Consider the following 20,295-nt stretch of genomic DNA (forward strand, 5'->3'; position numbering starts at 1 on the left):
GCAGCCTTTAGTTCTTCATCAGGTCGACCTGGTCGATGCTGAGCGTTTGGCGCGCCCGGAAGAGCGCGATGATGATGGCCAGACCAACAGCGGCTTCCGCTGCTGCAACGACCATCACGAAGAAGACGAAAATCTGGCCGGAAACCTGGTGCCACATGTGGCTGAAGGCAACGAAGGTCAGGTTGACGGCGTTGAGCATGAGCTCAATGGACATGAAGATGGTGATGACGTTGCGCTTGATAAGAAACGCAGCCACACCAACGGTGAAAAGAATTGCGGCCAGAATGAGGTAGTACGCAATAGGAACCATGGGGCTTAGAGCTCCTTTCGCGCGAGTACAACCGCGCCGAGGATAGCTACGAGGACGAGGATCGAGGTGACCTCAAACGGCAGCAGCAGGTTAGTAAAGAGCTGATGCGAGATCTCGACGATGTTGGTCACGACGCTGGACATCCCCGAGCTCGCATGAGCTGTACCGAGGTTGTTCTTCTCGCGAAGGAAGACGAACGTCAGCAGGCAAAAGATAGCTGCTGCGCCAGGGAATCCGGCGATCGACGCGATGCGCGAGCCCTTGGTTCGCTCTTCTTCGCCAGCATTCAGAAGCATGATGACGAAAACGAAGAGCACCATGATGGCGCCGGAGTACACGATGACCTGTGCCGCAGCCAGAAACTCCGCGCCGAGCGAAAAGTAGAGGACCGCGAGCGACATCATCACGACGATCAACGAGAGCGCCGAGTTGATCGGGTGTTTCTGGGCCAGCAGGTTGATAGCGCCCGCGACGGCCAGCAGTCCGAAGATGATGAACAGTGCAAGTTGCATTGTCTGTTGCTGCTCTTTTCTTGATCTGTTGAAGCTGATTCTAAACCGCGCTACGGAATGCCATTACCAGAGCCGTTGCAAGGATATTGAGCATGGCGACGGGAAGTAGGAACTTCCAGCCGAAGCTCATCAGTTGGTCGTAACGGAAGCGCGGAACGGTGGCGCGCACCCAGATGTAAAGGACAATGAAGGAAATTACCTTCGCCACGAACCACAGGCATGGCATCAGGAAGTTGACGACCGCGTTATTCAGGACGTGATCGAAGATGTGGCCGAAGGGCGAAGTTGCGCCGCCGAGGAAGAGCAGCGAGGCCACGCAGGCGACCGTGATCATGTTGGCGTACTCGGCCATGAAGAACATCGCGAACTTCATCGAGGAGTACTCGGTGTGATAGCCCGCGACGAGCTCTGATTCTGCTTCCGGCAGATCGAACGGAGCGCGGTTGGTTTCCGCGTACGCCGCCATCAGATAGATGAAGAAGGCGATCGTCTGGAAACCACCGAAGACGTTCCAGCTCAGTGCACCATGTGCTGACTGCGAGCCGACGATGTCGCGGAGACGAAGCGAGCCAGCGCGCATCACGACGCCGACGAGTGAAAGGCCGAGCGCAAGCTCATAGCTGATGAGCTGCGCCGAAGCACGAAGCGAGCCGAAGAGCGAGTATTTGTTGTTCGAGCTCCAACCGGAGAGCGCGATCCCGTAAACGCCGATCGAGGTGATGCCGAGGACGACAAGCAGGCCGATGTTGAGATCGGAGATGACGCCGAAGTCTACCGTGACACCGTTCACCGTGACCGGTGTCGCTGCGCCGAAGGGGACGACACTGATGGAGATCAGCGCGCAACCGAGAGCGATCAGTGGAGCCAGCACGAAGAGCGGACGCTCAACGGAGAGAGGCATAAGGTCTTCCTTGAGGAAGAGCTTGATGCCGTCGGCGAGGGGCTGCAGTAAACCGAACGGACCGACGCGTGACGGTCCCCAGCGGTTCTGCATGCGCCCGAGCAGTTTGCGCTCGAGCAGCACAGTGTAGGCGACCGCTGTGAGCGTGATCACGAGTACGATCACGATCTTCAGGATCGTCAGCAGCAGGAAGGTCAAAAGTGGGGAAAGATGACTCATCAGATCTCTTTGCGGTTAATCGGCCGACGCCAGGTGGTCGGCCACTTCGCGGGCCTGGTGGCGCTGCACATCGTTGAGCATCGGCGAGTAAGCCGTGAGCGTGCCCGAGGTGAAGAGCGTGTCGGAAGAGGGAAGCACGAGGTCCTTGCGGGCCGTCGCGGTCTGGATCTGCACGAGTCCCGAAGCTGCGGGGGCGATGTGCTGATCGTTGCCGGAAAGGAGCTGGAGGCGAAGAAGCTTGTCGTAGCCGGGCACGAGGCGCTGGATCTCGTCGAGGATCGCAAATGGATCGAACGGCGAAAGCTTGGGCTCAAGATTGTTGGCTGCAAGCCACACAGCATGACGATCGGCTTCGCCGGACTGTGCGCCACGGGTCTGGCCGAGATCAGCGCGGAGACCCTTGCCGAAGGGAACGAGCGACTTGACGTCGTGGCCGAGTTTATCGGCGAGGCGCACGATGAGTTCGAAGTCCGAACGAGTGCCCGCCTTATCTGCTGCCTTTGAGACGAGTTGGACATCGCCGTAGCTGTTGGTGACGGAGCCGGCCTTCTCGTAGAGGTTCGTTGCAGGGAAGACAACCTCGGCAAGCGCTGCGGTCTCGGTGAGGAACATGTCCTGCACGATGAGCGTGGCGCCTGCGAGTGAGGCCGCGTCTACACCAAAGCGCTTCACAGGGTTTGCTCCGACGACGTAAAGAGCATCAAGCGAGCCGTTGGCTGCTGCGTCCATCATCGCCAGTAGATCAAGGCCGGGCTCTGCGGGAGCGTTGTAGGTTGCCGCCAGCGAAGAGCCTGCGAGCGGCTGATAGCCGGGCAGCATGTCGGGCAGCAGGCCCATGTCCGCTGCGCCGCGCGAGTTTGCGTAATCCGCCGTGAGAGCGAACTTTGCATTCGGCAGTGTCGCGATAAGCTTCGCGAGCTCACCACCTCGTACTTCGTTGCCGATCACGACGACGAGCTGCTCCTCGGCCTTGATGGCCTCACGGAACGATGAAAGCTCATCTGCCTGGGACAGCGTGGAGGCGGCGTTGGCCTGGGTATCATCGCCAGCGAGGTAGCTCGCAAAGGCCCCATAGCCGAACTCGGCGACACGGACGAAGCGGCGTGCCTGACGGCGGAGCTTAATCTCTTCATGGTTCGCGATGAAGACCTTTGCCTTGTTGAGGCGGACGTTTGTGCGCAGGTTCCATGCGGTAAGAGGAGCCTGATTCGTCGGGTCGCCACCGATCAGAAGGACTGCAGGTGCTTTCTCAACGTCATGCTGCGAGGCGAAGCGGCCTTCTGCACCCTGAAGTGCTGCGGCGAGCGTGACGTAGTCGGCCGTGCGGTGATGGTCGATGTTGTTGGTACCGAGTACCGTGCGGGCAAACTTCTGAAGCAGGTAGTTCTCTTCGTTCGTTGTACGGTTGGAGCCGATGACGCCAACGCCCTTGCCATCACGGGCTGCGCGGAGCTTGTCAGCGGCAACGGTGAGGGCTTCTTCCCAGCCCACTTCCACCAGCTTGCCGTTCTTACGGACGAGCGGCTGGGTAAGGCGGGTTTCGTTGTTGGCAAAGTCGAACGCATAACGGCCCTTGTTGCAGAGGAAGTCGCCGTTGATGCCGCTCTTGTCGCGGTTGTCGCCGCGAACGATCTCTGAACCTTCGTTTACGGAGCGGACGCCGAGCGTCGTCTTGCAACCATCGCCGCAGTGCGTGCAGACTGTGGCCACGTGGTTCATCTCCCACGGGCGGGTCTTGTAGCGATAGGTGCCAGAGGTGAGTGCGCCTACGGGGCAGGCGTCGATGCACATGCCGCACTGCTCGCAATCAACCTGGGCGAGGTGCTCGGGTGAAAGTTCTGCGGGAACGTTCGGCGCGATGACTGCGGAAGAGCCGCGGTTCTGGATACCGAGAGCGAAGACGTCCATGCCTTCGCCGCACATACGTACGCAGCGGTAGCAAAGGATGCAGCGTGGGCGATCGAAGTAAACAACCGGCGACCACTGCTGCTCTTCGCGATGGTTCTTCGGTTCAGCGTAGAAGGATTCCGCTGCGCCATATTTGAACGTCATGTCCTGCAGTTCGCACTCGCCGCCAGCGTCGCAAACTGGGCAGTCGAGCGGATGGTTGCCGAGCAGGAGTTGCAGCGTCGCCTTGCGGGCTTGCGCAATCTCGGGTGACTCGGTCGTCACATTCATGCCTTCAGCGACCGGAGTGGTGCACGCGGTCTGCAGCTTGGGCATCTTTTCGATGCGCACGACGCACATGCGGCAGGCAGCCTGCAGCGAGAGCCCAGGATAGTAGCAAAAGGCGGGGATCTCGATGCCAGCAGACTTGCAGGCGTCAATGAGCAGCGTGCCCGCGGCAGCGGTCAGCTTCTTTCCATCGACTGTGAAGTTCACATCAGCCATAAACGTTGGTGTCCTATTTGAATCCTACCGGGGTTCCAGCCTGGATGGCGCACAAGGTGTCCGCCGGGGCAAGGCTATTGTTGTCAGAAGTCAAGGTTCCGCGAATGCTGCCTCCCGCCAATGCCTGTCGGCGTGTGATGACGGGATTGAGGGAGTGTTCGAGAACAGAGGTGTCAGGAACCGGAGCATCGAGCACCGGTTGGGCCACAATTTTAATCAGCGAAGCGTCCGAAAGCGGAGAGTAAGCCGCAAACGCCGCACGGAAGTGGAGCGGGTCAGAAAGGTACCGCTTGATGTCAGCCTTCGAGTAGCCGACGTGAGCCATGTCGGGCCAGCAGGCGTAGGCTGCGAGCAGCCAGCTGTCGTCTACGCTGGTGGCTTGCGTGTTGGAGAAGGTGATGCCCATCTCACGGGCTTTGCAGCCCGACACGACCGAAGCCGCAGCAAGAATCGCTGCGGTGAGTGCGGTCGCTTTGAGAGGGAAGTTAGTCATCGCTTCCATCCCCTTCAGGAGCAAGCTTTGCGGCGTTGGCGCGCATTCCCAAAAGTTCCTGGTCGAGGTCGTGCTTGGAAGCTCCGCTCAACTGTTTGCCGACATAAATGATCGCGTCGTCAATCACGATATTGCGGTTGCGGAAGTCGTTATAGAACTTATTCACGCCAGCGCGAACGGCATAGGCAGAGAACGGTGTCAGCGGTGTGTCGTGACCGATCTGATGGTGCAGAGCTGATTTGTAGCCGCTGAGGTATGCGAAGTGGTAATCGTCATTATGATTCCGCCACCAGTCACCGGCATGGTGGGTGGGGTGGGTCTGTGCGCCGAGCGGAAGTGCTGCGGCGGCGAACAGTGCGGTAATGGCGATTAATTTACGCATAGCGGCTAGTGGGCTCCTGCGAGGGCTGGTTGACCTACGGGGGTGATCTGGATGAGAGGATTCTCGACGCGCTTGCCTTCGAGGTACTCTTCAAACTCTGCGCGGAACTTCTTGTAAAAGCCCAGCATAGGCATCGCTGCAGCATCACCAAGCGGGCAGAAGGTGCGGCCCATCATGTTCTCGGCGAGGTACTGCATGTTGTCGATGTCCTTCTTCGTGCCGCCACCGGCATGGAAGCGGGTCATCGTCTTCTTCAGCCAGTCCGTGCCTTCGCGGCAGGGGATGCACCAACCGCAGGATTCATGCTGGTAGAAGCGGATCGTACGGAGCGCAAATTCGACGATGGAAACGCTCTCGTCGAGGACGACGATGCCGCCGGAGCCAAGCATCGTGCCGGCCTTGCCCATCTGGTCAAAGTCGAGGCCGACGTTGAGCTCGTCGGGCCGGAGAACCGGGCAGGAGGAACCACCGGGGACGACAGCCTTGAGCTGCTTGCCGTCCTTCACGCCGCCAGCGACCTTGTAGATCGCATCGTGCAGGTTGTAACCCATCGGGAGTTCGTAGACGCCAGGGCGTTCGACGTGTCCGCTGATGCCGAAGAGACGCGTACCGCCATTGCGCTCAGAGCCGAGCTTGGCGTACTTCTCGCCACCCATCAGCAGGATGTGCGGGGCGGAAGCGATGGTTTCGGCGTTATTGATGACCGTCGGGCCGCCATAAAGGCCGACGACAGCAGGGAACGGAGGCTTGATGCGCGGAACGCCGCGCTTGCCTTCGAGTGACTCCATCAGGGCCGACTCTTCGCCTACTTCGTAAGCTCCCGCGCCGGACTGCGTGATGATGTCGAAGTCCACGCCTTCCTTGCCGAAGATGTTCTTTCCGAGGTAGCCCTTCGCGTAGGCATCCGCGACGGCCTTCTCAACGATCTTGAGCAGGTAGCGATACTCGCCGCGCAGGTAGATGAAACCCGTCTTCGCGCCGATGGCGAGACCCGCGATCATGGTGCCTTCGATGACAGAGTGCGGGTCATGCAGGAAGATGACGTGATCCTTGCAGGTTCCGGGCTCGGATTCATCGCCGTTGACGAGGACGTACTTGGGCTTCTCGGAGACCTTGGGCACGAACGACCACTTCATGCCGGTGGGGAAGCCTGCGCCGCCACGACCACGGAGGCCGGAGGCCTTCATCTCATTGATGATCCACTCGGGGCCGTTTTCGATGGCGTTCTGAACAGCCTTATAGCCGTCAAGCTCAACATACTTGTCAATATCGGCAGCGCCAGCGCCGAAGCGGCGGCTGATGACTTTGACTTCGTCAGGATGGGAGACGAGAGTGGGCATTTACTTCACGTCCTTTCCACGGCCTTCGCGGTAGTCCGTGAGGATCTGGGTCATCTTGGTGGGCGTCAAATTGTCGTGGAAGTCGTAGTTCACCTGCACGGCGGGCGCCCAGCAGCAGGCACCAATGCACTCGACTTCTTCCAGCGAGAAAAGACCGTCTTCGGTGACTTCCTTGTGACCGATCCCGAGTTCCTTCTTGCAGTGGTCAAGCAGCTCGAAGCCGCCGCGCAACATGCAGGAGATGTTCGTGCAGACCTGCACGTTGTACTTGCCTGCAGGCTTGGTGCGGAGCATCGAGTAGTACGAAAGCACGCCGCGAACGTCCAGCTCGAGCAGGTCGAGACGAACGGAGATCTCAGCAATAGCTTCATCGCTGACGTAGCCGAGATCGTCCTGCGCGTAAAGCAGCATAGGAACGAGTGCCGAGCGCTTCATCGGATAGATGGTCGCGAGTTTATCGAACCGCTCGGCGTAGGCCGGGGTAAAGATCGAGTTGGTTACGGCTGCCATCGTTGGCCTCTACTCCTCAAACATCACTTCACGCGCAAAGTGCTCGGCGGCGAAGTCCATCTCTTCCGGGGCATCGTCTCCGATGGAAACGCTCCCGTCTTCGTTCAGCGCAAAGGCCTTTTCAATGCCTTCGCTGGTTTCCATCGCTTCGGGGGTAAAGGCCAGCCAGCGGCTGCCGACCCGAAGGGTAATTCTTTCCGCGCTTACCTCAACTACGGCGTGCTGCGGGGCGTTCAAGCCGTGGGCTGCGGCGTAACTGCGGAGGACTGCCGCCCACGAAGTCCAGAGTTCGGTTTGGAGCGATCCGTTCATGGTCGCCGAATGAAGAAGATAACGAGAATCAATAGAACAAGGTTTAATCCCGTGACAGCTGATGCCAGTTCGGCCATGAACTTAGACCGAACGGTCACATCAACTGCAGAGAACGAAGCTACGAAGATGTTTTTACTCTTGCTAAGGCTGTTCCACGCGATTAGGTACAAAACAGGAGCCGCCGCGCACCAGTACGTATGTCCGCTCTTGATCGAAGAGAATGCTGTTGCGACAAGAAGAAAGCTTGTGGCGCAGCAGAGAACATTCATACGCCACCAACGTGATTCATCATCGTTGATAGAGCTGTCGAGCTTCCCGTGGATGGCGGAGAGAGTCATTTAACGGTCAATCGCTCCAAGCACGATGTCGATAGAACCAATCACGGCAACCACGTCGGCAATCAACTGCCCCTTGCACATGGTTTCGAGCGCCTGCAGAGTGCAGAAGTCGGCATTGCGAACGTGGACGCGTTGCGGCTTAGCCGTACCATCTGAGACGACGTAGTAGTTCATCTGGCCGTGCGGAGCTTCAACTGCGCTCATCGCCTCGCCAGCTGGAACCTGGAAGCCTTCGGTCACAATCTTGAAGTGATGGATTAGGGATTCCATCTGCGTCTTCATCTGCTCGCGATCCGGAACCAGAATCTTCGGGGCGTGAGCGACGATGCGGCCTTCGGGCATACCGTCGAGCGCCTGCAGGCAGATTTTCACGCTCTCACGCATTTCCTGCATACGAACGATGTAGCGAGCCCAGACGTCACCTTCTGTCGCAACCGGAACGTTGAACTGGAACTTCTCGTAGCTGGAGTACGGCATGTCGCGACGAAGATCGAAGTCAACGCCGGAAGCGCGCAACGGCGGGCCGGTAACGCCGAGAGCGACGGCCTGTTCTGCGGTGAGGTAGCCGATGCCTTTGAGGCGGCCGATCCAGATGGGGTTGTTCTGGAGCAAGCCTTCGTACTGCTCAATCTTGGAGGGAAAGTCTTCGAGGAACGCGCGAATCTTCTTGAAGAGGCCGACGGGCGGCTCCAGCGCAACGCCGCCGATGCGGACGTAGCTGGTCATCATGCGTTGGCCGGAGACAGCCTCAAAGATACGGAGAAGCTCTTCGCGCTCGCGGAAGCAGTAGAGGAAGACGGTAAGCGCGCCGATATCCATGGCGTGCGTGCCGAGCCAGACGAGGTGCGACTGGATGCGGGTGAGCTCGTTGAAGAGCACACGCATCCACTGCGCCTTTTCAGGAATCTCGAGCTGCAGCAGCTTCTCGACTGCCAGGGCGTAGGCCGTGTTGTTCGTCATCGGACAGAGGTAGTCGATGCGATCCGTTAGCGGCGTGACCTGGTTGTAGAACTTGGCTTCGCAGGTCTTCTCGATACCCGTGTGCAGGTAGCCGATGTCTGGTGCAAGCGAGACGACGGTTTCGCCGTCGATTTCAATGACAAGACGCAGCACACCGTGCGTGGACGGGTGCTGTGGGCCCATGTTGAGGACCATCGTTTTGTCGGAGACGGGATCAGAGCCTTCAGGAGCGCGGCCGGAGGCAGACTCTTCCACCACATCCTTGACGTCGGGGATGATGAGGTCTTCGGCAGGGATAAAGCCGGTAAGCGTGGCACCCGAAATCTGGGTGTTGCGGCCGTGCATGGGCTCGCGGTTCGGTTCGACGGCGCCTTCGGGCTTTTCGAGCAGGTCGGTCGGGCTCATTAGCGGTAACCCTCCACGGGGTAGTCCTTGCGGAGCGGATGGCCGTTCCAGTTGTCGGGCATCATGATGCGGGTGAGGCGGGGATGGCCGGTGAAGCGCACACCGAAGAGGTCGAAGACCTCGCGTTCGTAGAAGTTCGCAGCAGGCCAGACGGAGGTGATGGACTCGATGACGGGGTCATCGCCATGCACGCGTGCGATAAGGCGGATGCGCTCCTTGAGGCGGTGCGAGAGCAGGTGATAGGTCACCTGAAAGCGCGGCTCCGAGGGGTACCAGTCAACCGCAGTGCAATCTTCGAAGAAGTTGTAACCGGAGGCCTGAGCGGCCTTGCAGGCGGCGACGATATTTTCCGGAGCGACGGTGAGAGTCAGCTCCTGGCGGTCCCACTTGGCATCGACGATGAAGGCTTCGAGACCGGTGATAGCGGCGTGGTTGGCAAACGCTGCCGCCACGGCTTCCTTGCCGAATACGGCTTCCGGTGTGGCGGGGGTGGTTGCGGGATCAGACATCCAGTCTCCTACTCGTTGCGCGGCTGACTTCGCTGTCAGCAAATCAAAAAAGTTAGAGGTCAGCCTTGTCGTTGGCCCAGTTGAGTACGCCCTTCTTCCAGACATAGAAGAGGCCAACGCCGACGAAGCCCATATAAACAAACATTTCCCAGAAACCGAAGAAGCGGTTTCCGGTGATAGCCGGGAGCTGCTTGTAGATTACGGCCCAGGGCAGCGTGAAGACGGCTTCCACATCGAACAGGATGAAAAGCATGGCCACCATGTAGAAGCGCACGGAGAAACGGCCGCGAGCATCGCCGACCGGATCCATGCCGCACTCATAGGCGCTGAGCTTGGTCTTGTTCCGTTTGTGCTTGCCGAGCAGGAAGGAAGCAGCAATCATTCCTCCCGCCATTCCGAGCGCGACAACGATCTGAATCGCGAGCGGGAAGTATTGCCAGATGTATGGATTGGCTTGCATAGGCATTTTTGAGTTTAGGAGTGTGATCGTCAAGGGTCAAGCTTCGGCGGTGGATAAGCGCACACGTCCGAATTCGGCCTGAATGAGTCCGTTTTAGTGTTTTAGCGTAACAATCCGGTGTACCAGTTGAGGATGATCGGACCAACCGATGCAGCGAGCAGTCCGCCGATGGCCAGAAAGCTGCCGAGAGGAAGGCGTGTCGCTCCCGAAGCTTTTCCACGCAATAGCATGGCGACGGCGTACAACGAGCAGAGGATGACACCCAGAAAGAGCGCGAGCAAGGCAGGGTACAAGCCGAGGAGGGCGGAGATCATCGCGAGGAGCTTTACATCGCCCAGGCCGAGGCCTTCGCGCTTACGAAGCGCTTTATAGATCATTCGGACGGCGAGCAGAATGCCTGCGGCAGCAAGAATCGCACCGAGGCGGCCGAAGACGAGGTGCTCGGTGCCGGTAAGGAAGACATCGCCGCGTTCGACCATGGAGCCGGGGCTGGAGAGCCGCAGTTGGTGCTTCATATGGATGTCGTCGTCGCCGGGCGGCAGGAAGACGGTTTCGACGCAAACGAGGAAGAAGCCCAGTGCCATACCCGAGAAGGTGAAGCCGTCGGGAATGATTTGCGTTTGCCAGTCGGTAACGAGGACGCCTATCAGCAGAAAGCCTGTGGCGGCGAGAGCTACGCCTTCGAGAACGGCTGTGCTGCCGAGGAGTTCCGGGTTGGCGAGCGCGACGGCGGTGTGATGCGTGGCGAAGACAAACCAGAGGCCGACGGCCAGTTCAACGAGAGGGTACTGCGCAGAGATTTTTGTGGAACAACTGCGGCAACGGCCTCGGAGAAAAAGAAAGCTGAGGACGGGAATGTTGTCGTACCAGCGGATGGGAGTGAGGCAGTGCGGACAGTGCGAGCCGGGCTTGATGATGCTCTTCTGGGCCGGGAGGCGGGCGATGCAGACGTTCAAGAAGCTGCCAAGTAACAGGCCGAAGAAGAAGGTGGCTAGCTCGACAGCGGGCAGAGAGATCATAAGTCCAGTATAGGTTTTGCGCGGGGTCAACAAACACTCATGAAGAAAGAGAGCAACATCTGCGAACTCATCGGGTTCTAACTAACAACGGAGCGCAGAAGTTAGCGTCTTCGGGGTTCGGCGGATATCTCAGGACCGTTGGGCCGGATGGAGGAGGTTCCAGATGGGTTTTCTTCGTAAGATCGCTTTTCTCAGCTTGCTTTTAGCGCCGCTGGCTTTCATGACTTCGCGCGCGGAGGCACAGGTTTCCATTGGTGTAGGTGTTGGCGGGCCGCCTGCCTGCGAGTACGGTTACTACGGCTATGCGCCCTATGCGTGCGCTCCGTATGGCTATTACAACTCTGATTGGTTCTACAACGGTGCGTTTATCGGCGCTGGTCCCTGGTATCACCGCGGTTATTACGGCGGCGGCTACGGCTATTACGGTCGTGGTGGCTACTATCGCGGCAGCGGTTACTACGGCCGTGGCGGCTATTACGGCGGTGGCCGTGGCTACTACGGTGGTGGCGGTTATCACGGCGGCGGTTATGGCGGTAATGCCTATCGCGGTGGTGGTGGCTACCATGGTGGCGGCGGCGGTGGTTACCACGGCGGTGGCGGTGGAGGCGGCTATCACGGTGGTGGTGGCGGCGGGTCGCACGGCGGTGGCGGTGGTCATGGCGGCGGTGGTGGACATCGCTAACACTCGCTTCGCTGCGAAAATAAGCGCAGTTGAAGAGGTAAAGATGCGGCTGATCCTTTGGGACGGTCGCATCTTGTTTTGCGCGGGGCGATAATGAGTTCTGGCGTCTGTTCTTCGGGCGCGTCTGGGGAACGGATTGACTGCGAGCGTTGTGAAGCAAATGCAAGAGCCTGCGCGCTGGATGGTAGCGGCGAAGTCTGCAGGGATATGGATCGGCCTCGTGCTGGCGAGTGTCGGTGTGTTGCTGGCTGGATGGGTCATGATCCACGATCAGCGAATGGCCCATACCACCGCTGTAGTGGAGAAGATCGTCACGGGAACAGACGCGGCCGGGGAACTGACTTACTCTGCGGTATTTCGCTACCGTGCGGAAGACGGCGTGGTGCACTGGTGGACGGTGCCGACCGGCACGAATCAGGACAAGTACAAAGAGGCTCGCCAGTTCGCTGTCGAATTTCCGCACGGAGAGCCGCAGAACGTTCGGCTGGCAACGAAAGTTGCGCTCTACGGTACAGCCATCGAGATCGCGGCTACAGGCTTTGTTCTCTTCGATATTGGATGCGTGTTCTGGATCAAATGCAGACTGTTTGAGCTGCGGCGTAACGGCACGATTCGCCGCTGAAACGCCTTCGCTGGGCGACTTTGATTAGAAGTCGATGTGCGAGCGTACGGAGAAGACTGCGACCGGGCCACGGTCGGCGTTGTATCCGGGATGCGCTACGACTTGCAAGTCGAATGCGGTGAAGAGTCCACGCCAGTTATGCGCTGTGTAGTAGGCCTCGAGGATGTCTTCGCGTGCGTATCGAAGGCTGCCATCGCCGAGTAGAAAGCCTTCACCACCAAGTGCAAGGTACTCCTGGTGGTCGCGTTTAATGGCGTTGGAGATGGCCGTAACGCCAAACTTGTCATGCGCCCGGTGCCAGCGATCGCCGGTGAGGTCCATGCCGCCGGAGAAGATCTGATCCACTTCGGTGTAGGCGTAACTTTCGTGTTGGCCTTCGTTCCATCCGAACCGTCCGTAAACGCGCAAGGTTGAGGTCAACTCCTGATCGAAGTTGAGACCGAGGCCATACTTCACGGTTGTGCCGGCGGGATGTGCCGTGATGTCGGGTGTTGCGCCGGTGAAGCCAGCAGCGCGCTCCTGTAACGCATCGCGGTCGGCGTTGCGGTAGAGCCCCATATTGGCGTGATTGACGAAGCCCAGGAGCCGGATAGCGCCCTTCCGTTCGCTGAGCCAATGGGCAAGCGGCCCTTGATTCCAATCCGCTTCGAAGTTGTCTGCGTGAGCGCGGCGAAGGTTCCACTCGAGATCGAGACCGTTGGCTACAGTTGGCATCAGAGCAAGGCCATAGCGCAATTGCAGAGCGTGATCCGTGTACTCAGCGATCGCCGCGACGGTATACCCACGCGTATCGGCAGCATAATCCCACGCGCCGTTATTGTTGGCGGTCCAGTTGAGGAACTGCAGATGATCGTCGGATCCAACAGCGTTGGTCTCAAACTGATCGGGCATACTCATCTTGCCGAAGCGCAGTTCAAGGCGTCGCGAGGGTAGAGTAACGGGCAGACTAAAGGGCGTGCGTTGCGAGCTTGTTGTGTCATGGCTGAGGCCGAGCGTGGTGCGGAGTTCCGCTCGGGCAACGTAGGGAACCGGCCCCAGGCTGGGGTTGCGGACGACATCCATATTCGTGAAGCCAGCGAGGCCGAGTGCCTGCGAAATGCCGCGGCCGCCCGCGCTTTCCAGATCGAAGAGAACATCGGTAGCAAAGCGCGGCTGACGAACCACCTGCAGACCCGTGTAAAGCGTGCCGACGAGCGACGTCTTGTACTCGCCGCGAGCCAGCAGAGAGTTCTGACCTTCGTACGGGGAGTGAAAGCCCGGGTGCGCCTGGAAGACGATGTTCGCTTGACCAGCAACAAAAATAGGCCAGCGGTCGGCGTGCGGAAATATCGTTACTGGCACGTCCGTCGGCACCTCTGCGGGAGGTGGAGATTGCGCTGCGCAAAGGGCGCTGGTGGCGAGGAGCGTGCCAAGGAGAAAAAACTTCATGCGCACCCAGTCTACGGGAGTTGCATGAAGCTTCTGTAAGACCAAGTTGTTCTTGGTACGACTACTTATTGCGCGCTCCAACGACAACCAGAGCAAGACCACCGATCAAGGCGATGCCGGAAAGGATGGGCGGTATCGGTACAGATTCCTTCTTCTGGTGCGAAATCTGTAACGGACCCATGTCGACATCTTTCTTTTCGTGTGTAAATGAAAATCCTCCAACAGCAAATCCCACTATGCCAAGCAGGATCAATACGATGCCAATTGCAGTAGCAGCCTTCATGCCTGTCTCCTTAGCTGTTGTGATGCACTTTTTAAAGGTAGCGGCTTGACACGCAAAAAGAGTGGGCGTATTTCTCGAGGTACACGGGAAAGGAGGATGGTCCAGCCTATGAAAATTGACAGTAACAGTTGCAACATCGCACGTGAGGTGACTGAGGCTTAAGGCGCCTGTTTGCCTTAGACCTGGCAGGTTTTTCGTAGTTCTTCCTCTGCCGAGGCCCACTCCGGGAACGGGTGTCCTCAGGTTAATCTCAACAGTCCACCGCATATCGGCCTGTCCTTCGGGGCAGGCCGATTGTGTTTCTGTACCCTGATGAAAATCTGCTCTGCGAACAGGATCTTGAAGTCCATGATGAAACGTCTTCTGCTGATGCTGTGCCTTGTTGCTCCTGTGGCTTACGCACAGGGGCCAGTTGTGAATCTTGTCTCGGGCGAGGTTCGCGGAATAAGTGGATTTGGCTCAAATAGTTTTCTGGGGATTCCGTTTGCCGCCGCTCCGGTCGGCGAACTGCGCTGGCATGAACCGATGCCAGTGAAGACCTGGAGGGGAGTTCGCGCGGCAGAAAAATCTGGGCCAGCTTGCCCGGCACTGATCAGCGGCGATGGGCTGCGCAGCGAAACGGAAGACTGTCTGTACCTGAACGTCTACGCGCCGAAGATAGCGCGAAAGGGCACAAAGCTGCCCGTCATGGTCTTCTTCCACGGCGGAGCGAATCTTTGGGGATCAACGGCAATTTACGACGGTATGCGCATGGCTGAAGTGACCCACGCGATTGTAGTGATGCCTGCGTATCGGCTCGGTGTGTTCGGGCTGCTGGCTGCTCCTGGGATGGATGCTGATGCGGGTGACTTCATGCTCGAAGACCAGGTTGCGGCGCTGCGCTGGGTGAAGGAGAACGTCGCTGCGTTTGGAGGCAATCCTGCGGATGTGACGATCTCGGGCCAGAGCGCGGGCTCGATGGACATGTGCACAGAGCTTGCGTCGCCGGCTTCAAAGGGCTTGCAGCGGCAGGCGATATTGCAAAGTGGAGCATGCCAGCACGGAGTTTCGCAGGCAGAGGCCATGGAGGATGGCAAAGCGTTTGCAACGAAGCTGGGATGCACTTCTACAGAGGCGCTGTCATGTCTTCGTGCGAAGCCGGTCAGGGCGATTCTCGATGGCTGGAGCGGGGGCCGCTTCGGTAAGCTGGGGATCTCGGTGTATGGCACGAAGCTTTTGCCCGAGCCTGCAGACGTTGCGATTGCTGATGGACACTTCACGCATGTGCCGCTTCTCATCGGTTTCACGCGCGACGAGATGTGGCCTTTCCAGCACGGGCTCTATCCGCTTTCAAGTGAGGGGCTGCAGAAGCAGTTTGAGCTGAAGTTTGGCACACATGCGACTGAGGTTTCGAAGCTGTATCCGGAAGCGGAGTACCCGCATCGGGAGTATGCGCTCGGAGCCGCCGTGGGGGATCAGTTCATGGCGTGTAGTTCGCTGAAAGAGGCGGCAGAAGCTGAGAAGTGGACGCCTGTCAGCGTATACGAGTTTGCCGATCGTACGGTGCCGCCGTTCCGCTCACTTGGCTCGGAGATCAAGCGTCCGGAAGGCTACCATCCCGGCGCGTTTCATACAGCGGAGTTGCAGTATCTCTACGCGTATCAGTCCGCGGAAGGACCCCTGAGTGCAGAGCAGAAGCGGTTTGCCGACAAGCTGATGCAGTTCTGGGTAGGCTTCGGACGGCAGAAGCCTTCGGCGTTTCCTGCGTTCGACGCCAAGAAGACCGTGCTGGTACTCGGTGAGCACGGCGAATCCATCACCCCGAGTGGGGCGGTATACGATGCGCACCACTGCAGCTTCTGGAACTCCCTCAGCAAGCCGGAGTAGCATAAGCAGCATGGAAACTGCTGTTCTGGAACCCCACGTTACCGCCTCGGATGAGCTCGTACTTGCCGGCAAGACCTTTCGGTCACGCCTGATCGTCGGCACAGGCAAGTACAAGGACGGGCCGGAGACGGCGGCGTGCATGGAAGTGTCTGGCACGGAGCTGGTGACCGTTGCGGTGCGTCGGGTCAACCTCGACCGCTCAAAGGAGTCGCTGCTCGATTACATTGACCCGAAGCGTTACTTCCTGATCCCGAATACGGCGGGTTGCTATACGGCGGACGAAGCGATCCGCGCGGCTCGTCTGGCGCGTGAAGTGGGGCTCTCGGATTGGGTGAAGATCGAAGTGATCGGCGACCAGGCTACGCTCTACCCCGACGTTCAGGCAACACTCGAGGCAACGAAGGTTTTGGTGAAGGAAGGCTTTACGGTTCTTCCGTATACCACTGATGATATTGTCTTTGCGAAACGCTTGATTGATGCTGGCGCAGCTGCCGTTATGCCTCTGGGGGCGCCAATTGGTACTGGGCTGGGCATCGCGAATACCTACACGCTGCGCATGATGCGCGAGCTCATTACCGAGGTGCCCCTTATCGTGGACGCCGGCCTGGGAACGGCTTCGGATGCTGCGCTGGCGATGGAGATGGGCTTCGATGCCGTGCTGCTGAACACCGCCATTGCAGGCGCAAAGGATCCGCTGAAGATGGCCTCTGCTTTTAAGAAGGCTACGGAAGCGGGGCGCGAAGCGTTTCTGGCACAACGAATGCCGAAGAAGCTATATGCTTCGGCGAGCTCGCCGTTGGAAGGCGTTTCTCCCCGAAGCTAACGGCTGCAGCGCAAGCGGTTAGGCGAAGCGGTCGAAGTCGTCGCGGCCGTGGACCGCTGCGAGCACCAGCAGGGCAAGCCCTTCAAATAGAACAACCCCCTCAAGTTTCACGCTCAGGCCGTGCAGGCGGCTGAAGTGTTTGTAGGCGGGGTTGTCCTGGTTTGCCTTGCTCACATCGCCGCCAAGCGTCAGGCGATCGTTTTCCATGCGTGGGATCACGGACATCTGCGAGTACGCGGTGAGCGCCATCATGGAGACGACGAGCGCCAGTTCTGCTGCGCGTGCCGGGTGTGTGTCGCGCTGGGTGGAGAGCAGAGCCAACGTAAAGAAGATGTAGAACGTTCCGGCGATCAGGCCGATGCGATGCAGGGAGAGCAGTGATCCGCGCACGATGATCCCGGCCTCATGGATGGGCATCGCCCGGAATGCCACGGCCGTGACTGCGATAAAAAAGACAATCGCACCGACCCAGAGGGCCAGTGCGATTAACCGGATGCTGCGAAAAAGAAGCGCCATACCGTTAGGTTATGCCTTTGTGGAGTCCTGGCGAGCCAGGGAGCGTCGAAGAACAGCTTCAAGTGCCGCTTTCTGCTCGGCGTATTGCTCTTCGGTCAGCTTGCCCTGTAGACGTTCCGTCTCGAGGGAGAAGAGCTCTTCCTTGAGCGTGGCCAGCAGGCGATCGTCGTGCGTGCCTGGAGCCTGCGGGGGAAGCTGAGGAGCAGATGCTGTCTGCGTGCTCGAAGGCTTGCGAAGAAGAACACCTGCAGCTACAGCAAAGGCAAGGAGCAGACCGGCAAGGATCCAGTACTTGTACTTGTCGAGCGGGGTGCGGCTGCCTTCGGGGTCGAGCGGATTGTCGAGGCCCTTGCCCGGAGTGGTGTTCTCGGTAGCAGGGACTGTTCCAGCACCAGCGGCACCTGCAGAAGCTGCCGGCGCGCCTTGCGAGCCCTGATCGGGGTTCTGCGAGTCGCGCGGAAGCTGGCCGGTGCCCGTGAGCGTAAAGCTGATCGGTGCGCTGGTCGAGACGTTACGCGCAACAACTGTTTGAGCATTTACATCGTCATCCACGGGGCTGTAGGGGCTACCGGGGACCGGGGTGAACTTCATGCTCTTCGGCATCATGAGGGCAATAGTGCCGGTCGTGCTGGAGATCTTTGGATCGAAGTCGATCTTGCCGCTGTATGGCAGGTGATAGGTCACCTGGAAGCGGGTCTCGCCGGGACGGATGGGGAAGAGGAAGGTGAAGTGTCCCTTGTCCGTAAGCGGTACTGGAGCAGCCTGCACGGGCATGCCACCGGGGGCGAGCGCTGCAGAGCCTTCGATGACGGCGCCATCGGGCAGGTAGAAATCGAAGGGTGCGTTGGAGAACTGGGTGGTCGGAGGAGTCGACTCGTTCTTGATGAAGAAGTTCTCGACGATCTTGAGCGACGTGCCGGAAGGGTCTGTCTGAAGACGCATCACGACGGCTTCGGTGGTGACACCCTTAACGTGCGCAGCGGCGCTATAAACGTCCAACTCGACGGACTGCGTGCCCGGAGGTGCTGGGCGGAAGTAGTTTGCCTTGTCGTGCGTGACTCGCACGAGGTGCAGGCCGTCATCAGGCACCTGAAGGGTGAAATGACCCTTGCTGTCCGTCTGGGTGCGAGTGGATTCCTGCATTCCCTGAGCGAGACGGATGAGAACAACCGTATCGCCCGCGGCGGGTTTCCCCGTGGTCTTGTTCGTTACAACGCCAGTAATGGGCGATGCGGCAAGAGCCGAAAGCGGGAGAGCGAGAACGGAGAGCGCGGCGAGTCGATAAAAATGCTGAGGCACACGCTAAGGATACAACCTGCAACGCCCGGGAATGGGCGTTTAGCGTGCAGTCATGCTGGAGTTTACCGGTGCGGACTCGATCCGTGTGGCTTCAGCAATCAAGGTCGAGGCTTCATTCTCGAGAGCCGTACGCTGCTCTTCGTAGTCTGCGGCAGGGTACTTGCCAGCACGATATTCGAAGTTCAGATCGCGCAGGTTCTCATAGACAACAGCTTTACGTTCTTGGATGTAGTTCAGACGAGAGTGCTTTGCAGGGGGTGTTAATTTGCTCTGGGTCCAGAAGACGTAGGCAATACAGGCCGCTGCGACGAATAGCGGTGCAAGAATAGCGACCATTGATTCCATTTGGGACTTTTATACGCTCACTTGGCGTTGAAGGTATAGTCTAAATTCGCAGATTGGCCGTTATTAGTAACGAATTCGTAGCGGAGAAGGCGGACGCCGCGTGGTCAAGAGGTTGGGGGTAGATGTGAAGCGGATGGTACAAGCGGGGCTCTTGCTGGCAGGTATGCTCTTGGGGCCAAAGATGTTAGGCCAGGTTGCCATGCCGCCGCATACCGCTCCACTCAACGTCGACCCGCAGGTCCGGCAGGCTTTCGATAAATTTTACAATCTTGACTTCGATGCAGCACTTTCGCAGTGGCATGTGATCGCGCAGCAACATGCGAACGACCCGATGGCGTGGAACTACCTGCTGCTCGGAACGATCTTTCGCGAACTATACCTTCAGGACCTGCTCGACACCACCTATTACGCGCATGATTCATTTCTGCTGAACAAGCGGCAGGTGAACGTCTCTCCACAGGTTCGCCAGCAGATTGAAGACCTGACGAACCGAGTCATCGGAATGTGCGATGAGGCGTTGAAGAAGGACTCCAATGATCGCAATGCCTTGTTTGCTCGTTCGTATGCCAAGGGGATGCACGCCGCGTTTATCACGCTGGCAGACCATGCATGGTCTGCGGCGGCGAGGCAGGGATACTCCGCACGCAACGACTCAGAAGACGCACTGAAGATTGATCCGCAGTATGCGGACGCCAACATGGCGGTAGGGATTCAGCAGTATGCAGTGGCGAGTCTGCCTCGCTTCCTTCGGCTTATCGTCGGAATCGTGGGCGTTGGCGGAAACAAGCAGAAGGGGCTCGAGATGCTCCGCCTGTCGGCTGCACATGGCGCAGTGACAAGCGTTGAGTCGCGAACAGCTCTGAGCCTGTTTCTGCGTCATGACGGGCGCTACAAGGAAGCGCTTGATGTGGAACACTCACTGGCACAGCAGTATCCGCATGACTTTCTTTTCCGGCTTGAAGTTGCCAATCTGCTGAAGGACGAAGGCCAGGGCCTGCAGGCGATTGCCGAGTACAAGAAAGTGCTGGAGGATGCTGGACGGCCAGGTTACTTTGTCGAACCGCGCTTGCAGCTTGCGTACTTCGGATTAGGTGAGACGCAGCGAGGGTATAACGACATTCAGGGTGCGGCGAACAGCTTTCTGCGTGCCGCAGAACAGCCCAACTGCAGCGACTGGTTGCGTAAGCGCGCGCAGTTGAACGCAGGCAATATGTTCGATCTGCTGCATGATCGCCAGCAGGCTGTACGCCTCTACCAGATGGCGGCCGCGCCGAGCGGTGATCAATCGCAGGCAGATGCGGCGAGAAAGTATCTGAAGCAGCCGTTCATCAATAAATAAAAGGGAACTGTGGCAGCGACATTTGCGTAAC

General features: G+C 58.7%; 24 protein-coding genes. 5 read left to right on the top strand and 19 right to left on the bottom strand.

Annotated features, from left to right (window positions below):
* Positions 1–7 precede the first annotated feature (7 nt).
* The 14 genes from nuoK to PW792_07480 form a co-directional block, all read right to left on the bottom strand.
* Complete coding sequence (nuoK, locus tag PW792_07415; GenBank protein ID MDE1161761.1) at positions 8–310, bottom strand: NADH-quinone oxidoreductase subunit NuoK; 303 nt, start codon at positions 308–310, stop codon at positions 8–10.
* Positions 311–315: 5 nt separating this feature from the next.
* Positions 316–822, bottom strand: coding sequence for an NADH-quinone oxidoreductase subunit J (locus PW792_07420; GenBank protein MDE1161762.1), 507 nt, complete (start codon positions 820–822; stop codon positions 316–318).
* A 40-nt stretch (positions 823–862) separates the two neighbouring features.
* The gene (nuoH, locus tag PW792_07425) at positions 863–1,942 is read right to left on the bottom strand and encodes an NADH-quinone oxidoreductase subunit NuoH (GenBank protein ID MDE1161763.1); all 1,080 of its coding nucleotides are present in this window, start codon (positions 1,940–1,942) and stop codon (positions 863–865) included.
* 15 nt (positions 1,943–1,957) lie between these two features.
* Positions 1,958–4,333 (bottom strand): molybdopterin-dependent oxidoreductase, encoded by a 2,376-nt coding sequence (locus tag PW792_07430; GenBank protein MDE1161764.1) that lies wholly within the window; start codon positions 4,331–4,333, stop codon positions 1,958–1,960.
* 13 nt (positions 4,334–4,346) lie between these two features.
* A complete protein-coding gene (locus PW792_07435) occupies positions 4,347–4,826 on the bottom strand; it encodes a hypothetical protein (GenBank protein MDE1161765.1) in 480 nt (159 codons plus the stop codon).
* Positions 4,819–5,208 (bottom strand): hypothetical protein, encoded by a 390-nt coding sequence (locus PW792_07440; protein MDE1161766.1) that lies wholly within the window; start codon positions 5,206–5,208, stop codon positions 4,819–4,821. Before PW792_07440 ends, PW792_07435 begins: the two co-directional genes overlap by 8 nt.
* Positions 5,209–5,213: 5 nt before the next feature.
* The gene (gene nuoF / locus PW792_07445) at positions 5,214–6,548 is read right to left on the bottom strand and encodes an NADH-quinone oxidoreductase subunit NuoF (GenBank protein MDE1161767.1); all 1,335 of its coding nucleotides are present in this window, start codon (positions 6,546–6,548) and stop codon (positions 5,214–5,216) included.
* Entirely contained in the window at positions 6,549–7,058 is a 510-nt protein-coding gene (locus tag PW792_07450) for an NAD(P)H-dependent oxidoreductase subunit E (GenBank protein MDE1161768.1), read from the bottom strand.
* Between the two features lie 9 nt (positions 7,059–7,067).
* Positions 7,068–7,370: a transcriptional regulator gene (locus PW792_07455; GenBank protein ID MDE1161769.1), complete on the bottom strand. Its 303-nt coding sequence runs from the start codon at positions 7,368–7,370 to the stop codon at positions 7,068–7,070.
* A complete protein-coding gene (locus tag PW792_07460; GenBank protein MDE1161770.1) occupies positions 7,367–7,708 on the bottom strand; it encodes a hypothetical protein in 342 nt (113 codons plus the stop codon). Before PW792_07460 ends, PW792_07455 begins: the two co-directional genes overlap by 4 nt.
* On the bottom strand, positions 7,709–9,073 hold the full coding sequence (gene nuoD, locus PW792_07465; protein MDE1161771.1) for an NADH dehydrogenase (quinone) subunit D: 1,365 nt from the start codon (positions 9,071–9,073) through the stop codon (positions 7,709–7,711).
* Complete coding sequence (locus PW792_07470) at positions 9,073–9,582, bottom strand: NADH-quinone oxidoreductase subunit C (GenBank protein ID MDE1161772.1); 510 nt, start codon at positions 9,580–9,582, stop codon at positions 9,073–9,075. The genes nuoD and PW792_07470 overlap by 1 nt, the downstream gene beginning before the upstream one ends.
* Before the next feature lie 52 nt (positions 9,583–9,634).
* Positions 9,635–10,042 carry an NADH-quinone oxidoreductase subunit A gene (locus PW792_07475; GenBank protein ID MDE1161773.1) on the bottom strand — a complete coding sequence of 136 codons (408 nt, stop codon included), beginning with the start codon at positions 10,040–10,042 and terminating at the stop codon, positions 9,635–9,637.
* 101 nt (positions 10,043–10,143) lie between these two features.
* Complete coding sequence (locus PW792_07480) at positions 10,144–11,061, bottom strand: prepilin peptidase (GenBank protein ID MDE1161774.1); 918 nt, start codon at positions 11,059–11,061, stop codon at positions 10,144–10,146.
* A 163-nt stretch (positions 11,062–11,224) separates the two neighbouring features.
* Between PW792_07480 and PW792_07485 the strand changes: the two genes are divergently transcribed.
* Both PW792_07485 and PW792_07490 read left to right on the top strand, forming a co-directional pair.
* Positions 11,225–11,743, top strand: a complete 519-nt coding sequence (locus tag PW792_07485) for a hypothetical protein (GenBank protein ID MDE1161775.1) — start codon at positions 11,225–11,227, stop codon at positions 11,741–11,743.
* Between the two features lie 151 nt (positions 11,744–11,894).
* Entirely contained in the window at positions 11,895–12,365 is a 471-nt protein-coding gene (locus PW792_07490) for a hypothetical protein (protein MDE1161776.1), read from the top strand.
* 24 nt (positions 12,366–12,389) lie between these two features.
* On the opposite strand, the gene PW792_07495 is transcribed toward PW792_07490, so the two are convergent.
* Together PW792_07495 and PW792_07500 are read right to left on the bottom strand one after the other, a co-directional pair.
* Positions 12,390–13,793 carry a carbohydrate porin gene (locus PW792_07495; protein MDE1161777.1) on the bottom strand — a complete coding sequence of 468 codons (1,404 nt, stop codon included), beginning with the start codon at positions 13,791–13,793 and terminating at the stop codon, positions 12,390–12,392.
* Between the two features lie 61 nt (positions 13,794–13,854).
* Positions 13,855–14,076, bottom strand: a complete 222-nt coding sequence (locus PW792_07500) for a DUF3185 domain-containing protein (GenBank protein MDE1161778.1) — start codon at positions 14,074–14,076, stop codon at positions 13,855–13,857.
* Positions 14,077–14,424: 348 nt separating this feature from the next.
* On the opposite strand from PW792_07500, the gene PW792_07505 reads away from it, so the two are divergent.
* Both PW792_07505 and PW792_07510 read left to right on the top strand, forming a co-directional pair.
* Positions 14,425–15,942, top strand: coding sequence for a carboxylesterase family protein (locus PW792_07505; GenBank protein MDE1161779.1), 1,518 nt, complete (start codon positions 14,425–14,427; stop codon positions 15,940–15,942).
* 10 nt (positions 15,943–15,952) lie between these two features.
* Entirely contained in the window at positions 15,953–16,765 is an 813-nt protein-coding gene (locus PW792_07510; GenBank protein MDE1161780.1) for a thiazole synthase, read from the top strand.
* A gap of 18 nt (positions 16,766–16,783) precedes the next feature.
* On the opposite strand, the gene PW792_07515 is transcribed toward PW792_07510, so the two are convergent.
* The 3 genes from PW792_07515 to PW792_07525 are packed head-to-tail and all read right to left on the bottom strand — an operon-like array spanning position 16,784 to position 18,916.
* Positions 16,784–17,281, bottom strand: a complete 498-nt coding sequence (locus tag PW792_07515) for a DUF4149 domain-containing protein (GenBank protein ID MDE1161781.1) — start codon at positions 17,279–17,281, stop codon at positions 16,784–16,786.
* 9 nt (positions 17,282–17,290) lie between these two features.
* Positions 17,291–18,580, bottom strand: a complete 1,290-nt coding sequence (locus PW792_07520; protein MDE1161782.1) for a carboxypeptidase regulatory-like domain-containing protein — start codon at positions 18,578–18,580, stop codon at positions 17,291–17,293.
* Between the two features lie 39 nt (positions 18,581–18,619).
* Positions 18,620–18,916, bottom strand: a complete 297-nt coding sequence (locus tag PW792_07525; protein MDE1161783.1) for a hypothetical protein — start codon at positions 18,914–18,916, stop codon at positions 18,620–18,622.
* A gap of 208 nt (positions 18,917–19,124) precedes the next feature.
* On the opposite strand from PW792_07525, the gene PW792_07530 reads away from it, so the two are divergent.
* The gene (locus tag PW792_07530; protein ID MDE1161784.1) at positions 19,125–20,264 is read left to right on the top strand and encodes a hypothetical protein; all 1,140 of its coding nucleotides are present in this window, start codon (positions 19,125–19,127) and stop codon (positions 20,262–20,264) included.
* Positions 20,265–20,295 lie beyond the last annotated feature (31 nt).

The organism is Acidobacteriaceae bacterium (assembly GCA_028283655.1).
Classification (GTDB): Bacteria; Acidobacteriota; Terriglobia; order Terriglobales; family Acidobacteriaceae; genus Granulicella.